Raw genomic sequence first — 13,518 nt, forward strand, 5'->3', positions numbered from 1 at the left:
GGGCGAGGCGCGCACTCGCCCAACCCGCAACGCGCCAGAGCCGACGGCCTGCGCACCCACGGCCGTTCAGCTCGACCGCGGCCACGGCGGCCGGCTACGGCAGCCGCCGACACCGCGCGGAGAGGGCCCGCCGCCACCGCGAAGTGTCGCGACCGACCGCCAAGCGCGTCCGTCGGCGAGGCGGTTGTCGCTCTCTTCGAGCCGAAGAACGGCTCGCGATGGGACGCGCGGGTCCCCGACCGGGCCCGATGGGTCCTGGCCGGTCAGAAGACGCTTGCCGTCCGGTCGAAGACCGTCTACATTTGCGTCAACTTTTCCAGACATGATCGTCAAACTTTTTTCACGATCATGTCAACTTCATCAGGCTGCGGCCTCGGAACCTCGGGCCCGCCGCGGGAGCCGCCTGACGACTGCCAGGCGGCGGCAGCACCTGGGCGCAAAGAGCGGGTGAGCGGTGATGGAGACATCGAAGGTCGGACGCGAGCGGCAGGTGCCGCTCGATGTCCGGCTGACCGAGGCGGCTCCGGGCGAGAGGTCCTACACCGTCGACGCCGCCACCGGGAAGGTCGCCGGCAGGGGGTCGCCGCGCCCGGCACCGCGGTGCCACGCGCCGCCGATGCCGCTCGCCGGGTAGTCCGTCGGACCGGGCCGGCCGGCAGGCGGCGCGCCTCGCGGATCTGGGATCGTCGCGCGTCTGGCATCGTCCGGTCCGAAGAGGTGTTTCGCGGCCGAGCGTGCACAGCGACGCAAGGAGGTGCTCGTGGCTCGGCCGCCCCCGCGGTCGACCCACGGTCATCGGGTCGCCGGGCCACTCCCCGCGTGTGCTCTCCTCCGACCGAGCCGATCGCCGCGTCCGAACACCTGACGAACCAGCCCGCCATACGGAACCACCGCCGCGTCCTCGCCCGGCGGCCCTGAAGGAGCAGCAGATGGAGCCTCTCCCCCAGCCGAGCCCGGCGACGGCATCGCCCTCGATCTCCGGCGCCGACAGCCGGCTGCGCGCGCAGCGCTGGGACGACGACGGCCCGCGCTCGCGCCGAGGGGCCGAGACGAGGGCACGCCTGGTCGAGGCCGCGAAGGCGGTCTTCGAGGAGAAGGGCTTCCACGAGGCCCGGATCTCGGACGTCGCCGAACGGGCCGGCCTGACCCACAGCGCCTTCTACCACTACTTCGACTCGAAGGAGGACATCCTGCGCGAGGTGGCGGCGGTCCTGGATCACACGCTGAACGCCGGCGTGGACATCATCCTGGACCCGACTTCCACCGCCACGCCGCACGAGCGCCTCGCCTCGGCCATGCGGACCCGCCTCGAGGCCCACCGCAAGGAAGCGCGGATCATGGGCGTGATCGAGCAGGTGGCACGCCACAACGAGCAGATCCGGGCGCTCTGGACCCAGTTCTACAAGCAACACGTCAAGGAGATGGCCAACTCGATCGCACAGCTCCAGCGACGCGGTCTCGCGGACCCAGCCCTCGACCCCGTCATCGTGACCGACGCCCTGGCCGTGATGACCATACGGTTCGCCGAGCAGTCCCTCCTGCAGGACGACTCGGGGTACGACTTCGACACCGCCGTCGAACAGATCACCAGAATCTACATCAACGCGCTGCAACTGCGTGAACCCAAGAAGCCACGCCGCCGACGCGACGACACCGGCTAGTACCGCTCCGGTCGAGCAGCACCGCCGAGGCCAGCGCCTAGGCGCTCCCCACGCAACAACCCACCCCATTCCCACCGAGAACTCGACAACGGGACGCGCGCGTCCCGGACCCGGTCTCGACGCGCGCGCCGGCAACGAGCCCGAACACCGACACCAAGCCGAGCGGAGGCAGGGAGAACAGTGCCTGAAACCCGGAAGATCGGCTCCGAAACGAGGATGCTTGTCGACGGAGAGCTCGTCGAGGCGGACTCGGGCAAGACGTTCGACAACATCAACCCGGCCACCGAGGAGACATTAGGCCAGGTCGCCGACGCGTCGAGCGCCCAGATGCAGCGGGCCATCTCGGCGGCCCGGCGCGCGTTCGACGAGACGGACTGGCCGACCAACCGAGCGCTGCGCAAGCGCTGTCTCGAGCAGTTGCAGGATGCGCTGGAGGCCGAGCGGGAGGAACTCCGGGAGGAGCTCATCCTCGAGGTCGGCTGTCCGCGGATGGTGACGAACGGCCCGCAGCTCGACGATCCGCTGGAAAGCGCGCTTCGCTACCCGGCGAAACTGATCGAGGAGTTCCGTTGGGAGACCGAGCTCCCCGACGCCCCCGCCATGGGCATGCTCACCGAGCGGCGCGTCCGGAAGGAGCCGGTCGGCGTGGTCGGCGCGATCGTGCCGTGGAACTTCCCGTTCGAGGTGACGCTGAACAAGCTCGGCCAGGCGCTCGCCACCGGGAACACGGTGGTGCTCAAGCCCGCTCCGGACACCCCATGGAACGCCACCAGGATCGGCCGCCTCGTCGCCGAGCGCACGGACATTCCGCCCGGCGTCGTCAACGTGGTCACCTCCTCGGACCACCTGGTCGGCGAGGAGTTGACCCTGTCGCCACAGGTCGACCTCATCTCCTTCACCGGATCGACCACGGTGGGCCAGCGGATCATGGAGAAGGGCGCCGCCACGCTCAAGCGGGTCTTTCTCGAGCTCGGCGGCAAGTCGGCGACGATCGTGCTGGACGACGCCGACCTGCCGACGGCGGTCACGACCGGCCTGGGGGTGTGCTACCACGCCGGTCAGGGCTGCGCCATCCAGACTCGGATGCTGCTTCCCCGGTCGCGCTACGACGAGGGCGTCGAAATCCTGAAGGCCGCCCTGGCGGCGGCGCCGTACGGCGACCCGCAGCGCCCCGACGTGATGATGGGCCCGTTGATCTCGGCGAAGCAGCGCGACCGCGTGCTCGGCTACATCGAGCGGGGCGTCCGGGAAGGCGCGACGCTCGCTCTCGGCGGCGGGCGCCCCCAGCACCTCCCGAAGGGCTGGTACGTCGAGCCCACCCTGTTCACCGACGTGGACAACTCGATGACGATCGCCCAGGAGGAGATCTTCGGACCGGTTCTCGTCGTGATCCCCTTCGAGGACGACGACGACGCCGTCCGGATCGCCAACGACAGCCGCTACGGGCTCTCGGGCGCCGTGTTCTCCGGCTCCCTCGAGCGGTCGCTGGCCGTGGCCCGCCGCGTCCGCACCGGCGGCCTGGGCATCAACGGCGGCATTCCGTACGGCGCTGACCTGCCCTTCGGCGGCTACAAGCACAGCGGCATAGGCCGGCAGAACGGCGCCGAGGGGTTCGAGCAGTACCTGGAGACCAAGGCGCTCGCCTGGCCAAAGGCCTGAGCGCCGGGCCACCGGGCCACCGGGCCACCGGGCCACCGGGCCACCGCGCGACGCCGCGGTCGCCGCGTGGCCGGTGCGGGCCGTGGCCGTGACGCCCTGAGCTGACCGACAGGGCCCCGGACCGGCGCCCGGCAACCGAGGTGCACATGTCACTCCCGGGTAACGATGATTTCGCCGTCGACTGTCGCCGCCGTGAGCGCGCTACCACCAAGTAGGCACCCCATTCACCAGAGACAAGGAGCCTCGCTGTGCCACTGACGACCAGCGGCAGTGACCTCTACTACGACCCGTATGACTTCCAGATCGACGCGGATCCGTATCAGGTATGGCGGCGGATGCGTCACGAGGCGCCGCTCTACTACAACGACAGGCACGACTTCTACGCGCTAAGTCGTTTCGAGGATGTCGAGCCCTGCCTGAGTAACTGGCAGACCTACCGGTCCGGACGGGGCACCGTCCTCGAGATCATCAAGGCGAATGCCCCGATTCCCCCCGGGTCGATCCTGTTCGAGGACCCTCCCGTCCACCAAGTCCACCGCGGCGTCATGGCCCGGGTGTTCACGCCCAGGAAGATGAACGCACTCGAACCGCAGGTCCGCGACTTCTGCCGACGCTCCCTCGACCCCTTCGTCGGATCGGGCGGGTTCGACTTCGTCGCCAACCTGGCCGCGGCGATGCCCATGCGCGTCATCGGCTATCTGCTGGGCATCCCCGAAGAAGACCAGGAAGCGATCCGGGACCTCTTCGACGACAACCTCCGCCTCGAGGATGGCGACGACCTCGCGCCCCCGGACATGAGCGGCGCCGAAAAGTTTGCCGACTATGTCGAGTGGCGGGCCAAACATCCCTCCGACGATCTCATGACAGAACTCCTCAATGCGGAGTTCGAGGACGAGACCGGCACCACCCGCACCCTGACCCGGGAAGAGGTCCTCAACTACATCTACCTGCTCGCCGGCGCCGGCAACGAAACGACAGCAAGGCTCATCGGCTGGACCGGGAAGGTACTCGCCGAACACCCGGACCAGCGCCGTGAGCTCGTCGAGGACCGATCCCTGATCCCCAACGCGATCGAGGAGCTCCTTCGCTACGAGTCCCCCTCGCCCGTGCAGGCCAGATACGTCCTCCACGACGTGGAGCACCACGGTCGGACCGTTCCCGCGGGCAGCGCCATTCTGCTCCTCAACGGCTCCGCCAACCGGGACGAGCACCGGTTCCCGGACCCCGACCGTTTCGACATCCACCGCGACGTCGGCCGCCACCTCTCTTTCGGCTACGGCATCCACCACTGCCTCGGCGCCGCGCTGGTTCGCCTCGAGGGACGGGTGGCGCTCGACGAGGTCCTCAACCGATTCCCCACCTGGGAGGTCGACTGGGACAACGCTGTCCAGGCCCGCACGTCAACCGTGCGCGGCTGGGAGAAGCTACCGGTCCACGTCCCCTGACCGCACCGGCCGCGCCGGGCCAGGCCGGGCCGGCCGCACCATCCAGTTACCGGTCCCGGCAGACCTCACCGCCGTGGCCCACGGGTCGAGAGCGAGGCCGGCGAACGGACGACCGCCCGCCGTCGTGTCGGCGGCCAGGGCACAGGCAATTGCTTCGGCACCACCCGCCGTGGCCGCGGTCACGGACCAGCCAACCGCAGGAGGCATTGATGCGCCCATACCCCGACTCAGCTGTCGCGCCGGCCGTTCTTCCGGGAGTCGTGCGCCAGATCGGCTACATCGTCCGCGACCTCGATCAGGCCCTGACAAGCTGGCTCGAGCTGGGGGTCGGGCCCTGGTACGTCCTGCGTGGACAGTCGCAGAGCGGAACCTACCGGGGCCGGCCCTGCACGGTCCCCCTGTCGATCGCCTTCGGCAACACGGGCGATTTACAGGTCGAACTCATCTGCCAGGAGGACGACACGCCCAGCATTTACACCGAGTTTCTCGAGTCCGGGCGGGAGGGATTTCATCAGCTGGCCTGGTGGACCACCGACTTCGACGCCACCATGCGATCAGTCGAGGCCGCCGGATGGCCCGTGGTGTGGTCCGGTGACGGGGGTGGCGCGACCCGCTACGCCTACGTCGAGCCGCCCGCCGGACCGGCGACGATCGTCGAGATCATGGAAGTCACGGCCGCGACGGATGGCATCGCGATCCTCGTCCGCCAGTCCGCGGCCGACTGGGACGGCAGTGCGCCGATTCGTGCCTTCGAGGTCGGGCCATGACCACGGTAGGCATCGCGACCGGCGCCGGCCGCGGCATGGGACTGGCCTGCGCGCAGCGGCTCGCCGGCGCGGTCGACGCTCTGCTGCTGGTCGACCGGGACGAGTCGGTGACAGCGGTCGCCAAGGAGCTGGCAGCCGGCGACGGTGGAACCTTCGTCGAGCCGTTCGTTCTCGATGTCACCGACGGTGATGGCCTGTCGCGACTCGCATCCCGGGTCGGCGACCTCGGGACGCTTCGTGCCGTCGCACACGCCGCGGGGATCTCACCGACGATGGCCGACTGGCGTCGCATCTTCACCGTGGATCTCATAGGGACCGCGATGCTCGCCGAGGCGCTGCGCCCGCTGACCACGGCCGGGACCGCGATGGTCTGCTTCGCGTCGATGGCCCCGATCCTGATGATCACCGATCCGCACCCGGCCGCCGACGCCGTGCTCGACGACCCGCTCGACGAGGACTTCCTCGACCGCATCCACGACGTCCTCGGACCGGCCGTCGAGGACTCTGGACTGGCCTACTCATGGGCCAAACGCGGCGTGCAGCGTTTCGCCCAGCGGGAGGCGGTGCGGGTAGGGCCCCTCGGCGGGCGCGTCTGCTCCCTCTCTCCGGGAATCATCGACACGCCGCAGGGCCGGCAGGAGGCGGAGACCCAGAGCGTCATGCGGACGCTCGTGGAACAGACGCCGCTCGGCCGGGTCGGGCAGGCGGACGACGTCGCCGACGTGGTCGCCTTCCTCCTGTCGGACCAGGCCCGTTTTCTCACCGGCACCGACATCCTGGTCGACGGCGGCATCTGCGCCGCGGTGCGCGGACCCGGGGCCACATCGTGAGGATTCCCGGCGGTCAGCACGCCGAGATGGACGTCCGTCATGTTCCGGCGGCCGGCTGCCCGGCTCGCTGACGGACCGGGCGGCTAGCCTTCTGGCCGCCGCCCGAACCCCGCGCACATTGCCGGCCGGAATCCGACCTCCCGGTGTCGGCGATCCGACATCTGGGTGCCAAGCCGGAAGACAGACCATGGCGGCGGCGGGTTGGCGGACGCGGTGCAGTACCGTCAACTCTCTGGCAGGGCGGGGCAACGCCGTCCGGCCGGTCCCGGCGCGTCGGCCCGCCAGTGACGGATAACACACCTCGCGGCTGGCGTCGTTTCCGACTGGGTCGATGAGTCGCGGCCGGCTTGTCGGTCTCCCTTGCTAGTATTCGCCCGCTTGACGTGATCTTCCAAGGCAGGGGAGTTTCGTGCGCCGGATCGCAGAGTTCGTACTTCACCATCGCAGACTTGTATTGGTCGGCTGGCTTCTCATCGTGGTCGCGGGCGTCGCGCTGACCGGCCCGGCCAACGATCGCCTGGTCATTGACTTCTCGCTGCCGGGACAACCAGGCACCGAGACCGCGAACAAGATTGACTCCGAGTTCACATCCGGCGGCAAGACCTCGCCTTACGTGGTCAGCGTCACCATGCCGGCGGGCCAGGTTGTCACTGGCCGGGAGGACTCCATCGGGCAGGCGTTCGCCGCGGTGCAGGAGAACGTGCCGCAGACCCGGGTGATCGACGAGGCGAACACCGGCGACAAGGCCTTCCGCACCAAGGATGACCGCACCTCCTACGCCCTGGTCTTCTACCGGTTCCTGCACGACCCGACGGCGACGTTTCCGACGGACGCCATCAGGACGGCGCTGACGGACGCGGCTCCCACGGGCGCGACGGTCGGCGTGACTGGCGAGGACGCCCTGGCCGTCGGCGACTCGGACGGTGGCGGGGCCGGCGTGTTCGCCGAGGTCCTCCTCGGCGCCGTCGGCGCGCTGGCAGTGCTCGCCTTCGTCTTCGCGTCGTTCCTGGCGTTCCTGCCGCTGGTCGTGGCGGCCGCCTCGATCCTGACCACGTTCATCCTGCTGCTGCCGTTGACCTACCTCACCGATGTCTCGTTCATCGTCGAGTTCCTGGTCGCCCTCATCGGTCTCGGCGTCGCGATCGACTACTCGCTCATCCTGGTCACCCGCTGGCGTGAGGAGCGGGACCGCGGCCGCGACAACCACGACGCGGTTGTGGTCGCCATGCAGACGGCCGGTCACGCGGTGATGTTCAGCGGCATTACGGTGGCGATCGGGCTGCTGGCACTGGTGGTGCTCCCCGTACCGTTCATGCGCAGCATCGGGCTCGGTGGCGCGCTGATCCCCCTGGCCAGCGTGTTCACGACCCTGACGCTGACGCCGGCGATTCTCGGCGGGATCGGCCCCAAGGTCGACTGGCCCAAGATCCGGCACGAGAACCGAGCCGGGCGGGCCTGGACCAGGTGGGCCAAGGCCGTGGTGCGGCGTCGGATCATCGCGGCGGGGGCGGCCCTGCTGGCCCTCGGCCTGCTCATCGCCGCGTTCGCCGGCATCAAGATCGGCCTTGCCTCGTCCGAGTCCCTGGCCAAGAACGGCCCGGCCTACACGGCTCTCCAGACGCTGAAGGACGGCGGCGTGCCGACCGGTGTCCTCACGCCGATGGAGGTGCTGGTCGACACGTCACAGGCGCAGTCCGTCGCCAAGGCCGTGGGCGATGTGCCCGGCGTCGATCGGGCTGTGGTGGCGACCGGTGCCGGACAGACCGCCGCCGGGCACAGCATCGTGGTCGTGATCCCGGAGGCGGAGACCGTCAACTCGTCGTCGATCGGACCGGTGCGCAAGGTCAAGACGGCCGTCGCCGATCTGCCGGGCGTCGTCGGCGTCGCCGGGATCGGCGCGGACCAGATCGACTTCCTGAAGGCCGTCTACGGCAACTTCCCACTGATGATCACGATCATCGCGCTGCTGACGTTCGTGCTCCTCGCCCGCGCCTTCCGATCGATCCTGCTCCCGATCAAGGCGGTTCTCCTCAACCTGATCACCCTCGGCGCGACCCTCGGCTTCATGGTGCTGTTCTGGCAGAACGGGTACGGATCCGACGCGATATTCGGCGTGCACGCCACCGGAGCCGTGACCTTCTGGATCCCGCTGATGGTCTTCGCGTTCCTGTTCGGGCTGTCGATGGACTATGAGGTGTTCATCCTGGCCCGCGTCCGGGAGGAGTACGACCGGACGGGAGACACGGACGGCGCCGTCGTCGAGGGGATCGGGCGCACCGGTCGGCTGGTCACCAGTGCCGCGCTGATCCTGTTCCTGGCGTTCATCGCGCTCGCGACCGGGCCGGGCACCGACCTGAAGACGTTCGCGACGGCGCTGGGCTTCGGCATCCTGCTCGACGCGACCATCGTCCGGTCGGTGCTGGTGCCCGCGCTCGTGTCGTTGTTCGGCCAGTGGAACTGGTGGCTGCCCGACTGGGCGGCCAAGGTGCTTCGCGTACCGCCCTCGCGCCCGGTCATACCGGCCGGCGTGGGCGCTGGCGACGCCGTGGCGGTGCCCGAGCCGCGGGGTTCGGCCAGCCCGTCCGAGGTATCCGAGTAGCCCTTCCGCACCTCGCAGTCCGCACCTCGCAGTCCGCACCGGGTCGTCTACCGGTGCGGACTGCGCGTTTCACGGGCGACGCGGACGCTGGATCCGCGGTGCGTGGTTCCAGTGGCCGGCGTCGACGACGACGGTGAGTTCGGTGACCCGCGGCGCTCGACGCCGCGCGCCAACGCCAACACCGACGTCCGCGCGATCCACCGGTCCGCTTCCGCGCACACCTTTACTAAACGTGCCCCTCCGCGAAATAAACGCAGATCTGTCGCGAACCGGACAGCATTCAGCGGCGGGGTCATTGTCGGCCGGGGCAGGACCGCCCGAAGAAGTAAAGGAGGAGTAAGGGAGAAGTAAAGAAACAAGGATCTGTCGCGATCTGGACAGTGGTCGGCGGTGGCGTCACTTATCTTGGGCGAAGCTTGAATATCTCGAATCAACCTTCCAGTCGGCGGCCCGTCGACGGCCGATGAGAGGCTCCACAGTTGTCCAGTCCGCGGTCACGGGGTCTGATCGAAAGAGGATTCGTAGCAGCAATCAATGGGATTTTCTCCAGGCGACGGACTTCTCGGTCCGGCGGGGCTGGTACGCCGGCCGGGCATGTTGGACCGTGAGGAGTCAGCGCGGCGCTGTCGCGCCAGGCCGGCCAGGGGTGTCGCGGGGGCGGGCTGGTCGCCTGGTCAGAGGGCCAGAGCAGGCTCGGTGAACGCCAGCAGGTCCCGGCCGGCGCGGGTCGAAAGACCACCGCCGCCACCGCTGGGCGGCTGATCACAGGACAGCGGCCACGGTACTGGACCGGCGGGCCACCGGCCAGGTTGGGCGACCGGACCGCCTCCACCGTTTTTCTCCGGCAAAGGGACCGCTGGGCGTCGGGTTCCGCCTGGTCTCCACAACACCGCTACGGCCACCGACCTTTCCCATCGCACCTGAGAGCCGAGGCTCCGGAACTCGCCAACGGACGACGGCAAGGGTACTCACGCGGCTCTTTTCAGGAAACCGCGGCCGCGGCCGCGCCGTGCCCGGGAAGTCCTGTTTTCGTACGCCCTCGAACGCCAATCAGCCACTGACCGCCCGCGCCGCCGCCCTCAAGGCCCCGTGCGCGTGGTACCGGTCCCCCAGCGAGCCGGAAAGGCTCGCGAATTTTTCACCCGCCGCGGCCCCGCGCGGGGAAACAGCAGAAAGGGAACCCATGTTCAGACGATCCCGCCTCTCGGCCCGCCTGTCATCCGTCACGGTCGGCCTGGCCGCCGCGCTGGCGTTGACGCTCGCCGCGTGCGGCGGCGGCGGTGGGGACTCCGGGCCCGCGGCCGTCGGCGCCGCCACGCCGGCCGGCGGCTACAAATTGACCCAGGCCACGGACTTCCCGGCGAGCCCGACGCTGGACAAGATCCGCCAGCGCGGAGAGATCATCGTCGGCACCAAGTTCGACCAGCCGCTGTTCGGGCTACAGAACCCGACGAACGACAAGATCGAGGGATTCGACACCGAGATCGCGAGGCTGCTGTCGATCCGGATCTTCGGCAGCCCCGACAAGATCCAGTTCCTGCAGACCGTCTCGAAGAACCGCGAACCGTTCATCCAGCAGGGCAAGGTCGACATCGTCATCGCCACCTACACGATCAACGACGCACGCAAGAAGCTCGTCGACTTCGCCGGGCCCTACTACACCGCCGGCCAGGACATCATGGTCAAGTCGGACAACACCGCGATCCGCGGCGTCGCCGACCTGAACGGCAAGAAGGTCTGCACCGTCGAGGGCTCCACCTCGGAGAAGAACCTGCGAGAGAAGGCCCCCACCGCCGACGTCGTCCTCGTCGACACCTACAGCTCCTGCGCCGAACAGCTCATCGACGGCCGAGTCGAAGCGGTCACCACCGACAACGTCGTCCTGCTCGGACTGATCTCACAACACAAGGACGACCTCAAGCTCGTCGGCACGACGTTCACCACGGAACCGTACGGAATCGGCCTGACCAAGGGCGACGACGCGTTCCGCACCTTCGTCAACGACACCCTCGAGGAGGCCTACCAGAACGGCGACTGGGCGAAGGCCTTCCAGTCGACCGTCGGCAAGGTGGCACCCACCGTCCCCACCACACCCACCATCGACCGCTACACCGCCTGACAGCCATAGGCCCGGCCCGCTGACCGCCGCACCACCAGCTTTCGTTCGGAGCCCATCGTGAACGTCGTCCTCGACAACCTCGACGTGTTCGGGTCGGGGCTGTGGACCACCCTCAAGCTCACCGCGCTGTCGTTTCTGCTCGCGCTGGGTGTGGGTGTGGTAGTCGCGACGGCGCGGGTCTGCCCGGCCGCCCCCCTCCGGGCGGCCGGGCTGGCCTACGTCGAAACGGTCCGCAACACGCCCCCCCTCGTCCTGCTCTTCCTGTTCGTCTACGGACTGCCGAAGACCGGCGTCCGCTACTCGCTGTTCGTCTCGGCCGTCCTGGTGCTGGGCGGCTATACCGGCGCCTTCGTCGCCGAGGCGCTGCGGTCCGGCATCAATGCGGTGCCCATCGGCCAGGCGGAGGCGGCCCGCTCGCTCGGCCTGACCTTCACCAAGACGCTGCGGTATGTCGTGCTTCCGCAGGCGTTCCGCACGGTGGTGCCGCCGCTGGGCGCGTTGCTGTCCGCCCTGGTCCGTAACACCTCGCTGGCCGCCCCGATCGGACTGCTGGAGCTCACCGCGCGGGCTGGGCAGCTCAACACCTCCGACCCCAACCCCATCTGGATCTACCTCGCGGCCGCCGTGGCCTACATGGTCGTGACCTTGCCGCTCGGCGCGGTCACCCGCCTCGTCGAACGCCGCGTGGCGGTGGCCCGGTGACCGCCGCCGGCTGGCTCTCGCCACGCGGCGAGCGGCCGCGGCGCCCGGCCCGCCCGGGAACCGCCACCGCCGGGACGACCCGCGCCAGGAAAGGACGCCACTGTGAGCGCCACTGTTCTCTATGACGAGCCTGGGCCGCGGGCACGAATCTGGATCGCGGCGGCCACCGTCGTCGGCGTCGGGCTCGTCGGCCTCGCGGTCGCCGTCGCGGTCGTGCGGCTGGCCGGGCACCACCAGCTCGACCGCGCCCGCTGGACCTTCGTCACCGACCCCGCCATCCTGCGGTTCCTCGCGTTCGGGCTGCTCAACACCCTGAAGGTGGCCGCCGTCGCCGGTGCGCTCTCGCTGGCGATCGGTTGCCTGCTGGCGATCTGCCGGCTGGCCCCGGTGGCGGCGCTGCGGGGCGCCGCGGCGACGTACACGCACTTCTGGCTGGCGATCCCGGTCCTGCTGCTGATCTACTTCATCGGGTTCGGGCTGCCGACGCTGGGCGTGGACCTGCCGGTCTTCTGGTTCCTCGTCCTGGGTCTGACCCTGTACAACAGCGCCGTCTTCGCGGAGATCTTCCGGACCGGCATCGTCTCGCTGCACAGCGGCCAGCGCGAGGCCGCGGAGGCGCTCGGCCTCGGCTTCTGGCAGACGATGCAGCTGGTCCTGCTGCCGCAGGCGGTCCGCCGGATGGTGCCGTCCCTGGTCAGCCAGTTTGTGGTGCTGCTCAAGGACAGCTCGCTCGGCTTCGTCCTGCCCTACGAGGAGCTGCTGCACCGCGGGCAGATAACCGGGCAGTACGCGCAGTCCGTCCTGCAGGCCTACGTCGTCGTCGCGGTGGTCTACGTCGCGGTGAACGCCAGCCTGTCCTACCTGGCGCGACGGCTCGAGGCCAGGCAGCGCCGGCCAGGCGCGCGGGTGGCCGCCGAGGCGCCGACCGCGCTGAACCCGCTGATCGTCGGCGCCGGGCTCGCCGGCGCCGCCGTGATCGGGGTTGGGACGGACGCGCCAGCGGGCTGACAGACGGCGGATCCCGCTCCCCGGCCCTGGCCATTACCCCTGCCCTGCCCTGCCCCGGCCGGGCAGGGGCGGCCGCGAACGGCGAGCCCATCGCCGCCGGCGCGCCCTCGTCCGCGCGAGGCGGCACGGAACTGGGGAATACCCCCCGCGGCGGCGGAGTCGCCGTCGATCTCGTGTTTTCTCCCAGTGCTACGTTCTGCCCGACAGGGATTTTTCATGAATCGCGCGACGGGGGTACGGGGAAGCTCGGGCGGCGCCGACTGGCGGAGGCAGCGATGCTGTTACTGGTAGTGGAGGACGACGACCGGGTGGCGGGCGCGCTGGCCGGCAGTCTTCGCCGGCACGGGTTCGACGTGGCCCGCGCCCGAACGGGCACCCTCGCGCTGGACATGCTGAACAGCGCCCAGCCGGATCTCGTGCTGCTCGACCTGGGTCTTCCGGACCGCGACGGCTTCGACATCTGCACCCGCATCCGACTGATATCCACGGTACCGATCATCATGGTGACCGCCCGCGCGGAGCAGGCCGACCGGCTGCGCGGCCTCTACACCGGGGCCGACGACTACGTCGTCAAGCCTTTCGACGTCCTCGAACTCATCGCGCGCATTCACGTGGTGACCAGACGTTCCCACCAGCGCGGCGACGCGTCCGGTTCCCGCCCCGAGCCGGGCCCCCGCGGGCCCAGGCCCCCCAGGGGCCCCCCCGGGCCACCCCCCGCACCGGGGCCC

Annotated in this window: 11 protein-coding genes; all 11 read left to right on the forward strand. The window is 69.5% G+C overall.

What is annotated here, in order from left to right; all coding sequences use genetic code 11:
• Positions 1–454: 454 nt before the first annotated feature.
• Positions 455–634 carry a hypothetical protein gene (locus QOZ89_RS13540; protein WP_312623938.1) on the forward strand — a complete coding sequence of 60 codons (180 nt, stop codon included), beginning with the start codon at positions 455–457 and terminating at the stop codon, positions 632–634.
• A gap of 295 nt (positions 635–929) precedes the next feature.
• A complete protein-coding gene (locus tag QOZ89_RS13545) occupies positions 930–1,661 on the forward strand; it encodes a TetR/AcrR family transcriptional regulator (RefSeq protein WP_071048274.1) in 732 nt (243 codons plus the stop codon).
• 216 nt (positions 1,662–1,877) lie between these two features.
• Entirely contained in the window at positions 1,878–3,320 is a 1,443-nt protein-coding gene (locus QOZ89_RS13550; protein WP_071048275.1) for an aldehyde dehydrogenase family protein, read from the forward strand.
• A 248-nt stretch (positions 3,321–3,568) separates the two neighbouring features.
• Positions 3,569–4,765 carry a cytochrome P450 gene (locus QOZ89_RS13555; protein ID WP_071048276.1) on the forward strand — a complete coding sequence of 399 codons (1,197 nt, stop codon included), beginning with the start codon at positions 3,569–3,571 and terminating at the stop codon, positions 4,763–4,765.
• A gap of 209 nt (positions 4,766–4,974) precedes the next feature.
• Positions 4,975–5,532 (forward strand): VOC family protein, encoded by a 558-nt coding sequence (locus tag QOZ89_RS13560; RefSeq protein ID WP_071048277.1) that lies wholly within the window; start codon positions 4,975–4,977, stop codon positions 5,530–5,532.
• On the forward strand, positions 5,529–6,362 hold the full coding sequence (locus QOZ89_RS13565; protein ID WP_071048278.1) for an SDR family oxidoreductase: 834 nt from the start codon (positions 5,529–5,531) through the stop codon (positions 6,360–6,362). The genes QOZ89_RS13560 and QOZ89_RS13565 overlap by 4 nt, the downstream gene beginning before the upstream one ends.
• 409 nt (positions 6,363–6,771) lie before the next feature.
• Positions 6,772–8,961 carry an MMPL family transporter gene (locus QOZ89_RS13570; protein ID WP_071048279.1) on the forward strand — a complete coding sequence of 730 codons (2,190 nt, stop codon included), beginning with the start codon at positions 6,772–6,774 and terminating at the stop codon, positions 8,959–8,961.
• Positions 8,962–10,144: 1,183 nt separating this feature from the next.
• Complete coding sequence (locus tag QOZ89_RS13575) at positions 10,145–11,080, forward strand: glutamate ABC transporter substrate-binding protein (protein ID WP_312623939.1); 936 nt, start codon at positions 10,145–10,147, stop codon at positions 11,078–11,080.
• A 57-nt stretch (positions 11,081–11,137) separates the two neighbouring features.
• Positions 11,138–11,782, forward strand: a complete 645-nt coding sequence (locus QOZ89_RS13580; protein ID WP_071048491.1) for an amino acid ABC transporter permease — start codon at positions 11,138–11,140, stop codon at positions 11,780–11,782.
• Between the two features lie 102 nt (positions 11,783–11,884).
• Positions 11,885–12,790, forward strand: a complete 906-nt coding sequence (locus QOZ89_RS13585; RefSeq protein WP_083418526.1) for an amino acid ABC transporter permease — start codon at positions 11,885–11,887, stop codon at positions 12,788–12,790.
• Positions 12,791–13,065: 275 nt separating this feature from the next.
• The coding region (locus QOZ89_RS13590; RefSeq protein WP_312623940.1) for a response regulator transcription factor at positions 13,066–13,518 on the forward strand (453 nt) is incomplete at its 3' end.

The organism is Pseudofrankia coriaricola, from assembly GCF_032027725.1.
Taxonomy (GTDB): Bacteria; Actinomycetota; Actinomycetes; order Frankiales; family Frankiaceae; genus Pseudofrankia.

Coding starts and splice junctions, on each gene's coding strand:
- QOZ89_RS13545 (WP_071048274.1), top strand. CDS start 930: ATGGAGCCTCTCCCCCAGCCGAGCCCGGCGACGGCATCGCCCTCGATC.
- QOZ89_RS13550 (WP_071048275.1), top strand. CDS start 1,878: ATGCTTGTCGACGGAGAGCTCGTCGAGGCGGACTCGGGCAAGACGTTC.
- QOZ89_RS13560 (WP_071048277.1), top strand. CDS start 4,975: ATGCGCCCATACCCCGACTCAGCTGTCGCGCCGGCCGTTCTTCCGGGA.
- QOZ89_RS13565 (WP_071048278.1), top strand. CDS start 5,529: ATGACCACGGTAGGCATCGCGACCGGCGCCGGCCGCGGCATGGGACTG.
- QOZ89_RS13575 (WP_312623939.1), top strand. CDS start 10,145: ATGTTCAGACGATCCCGCCTCTCGGCCCGCCTGTCATCCGTCACGGTC.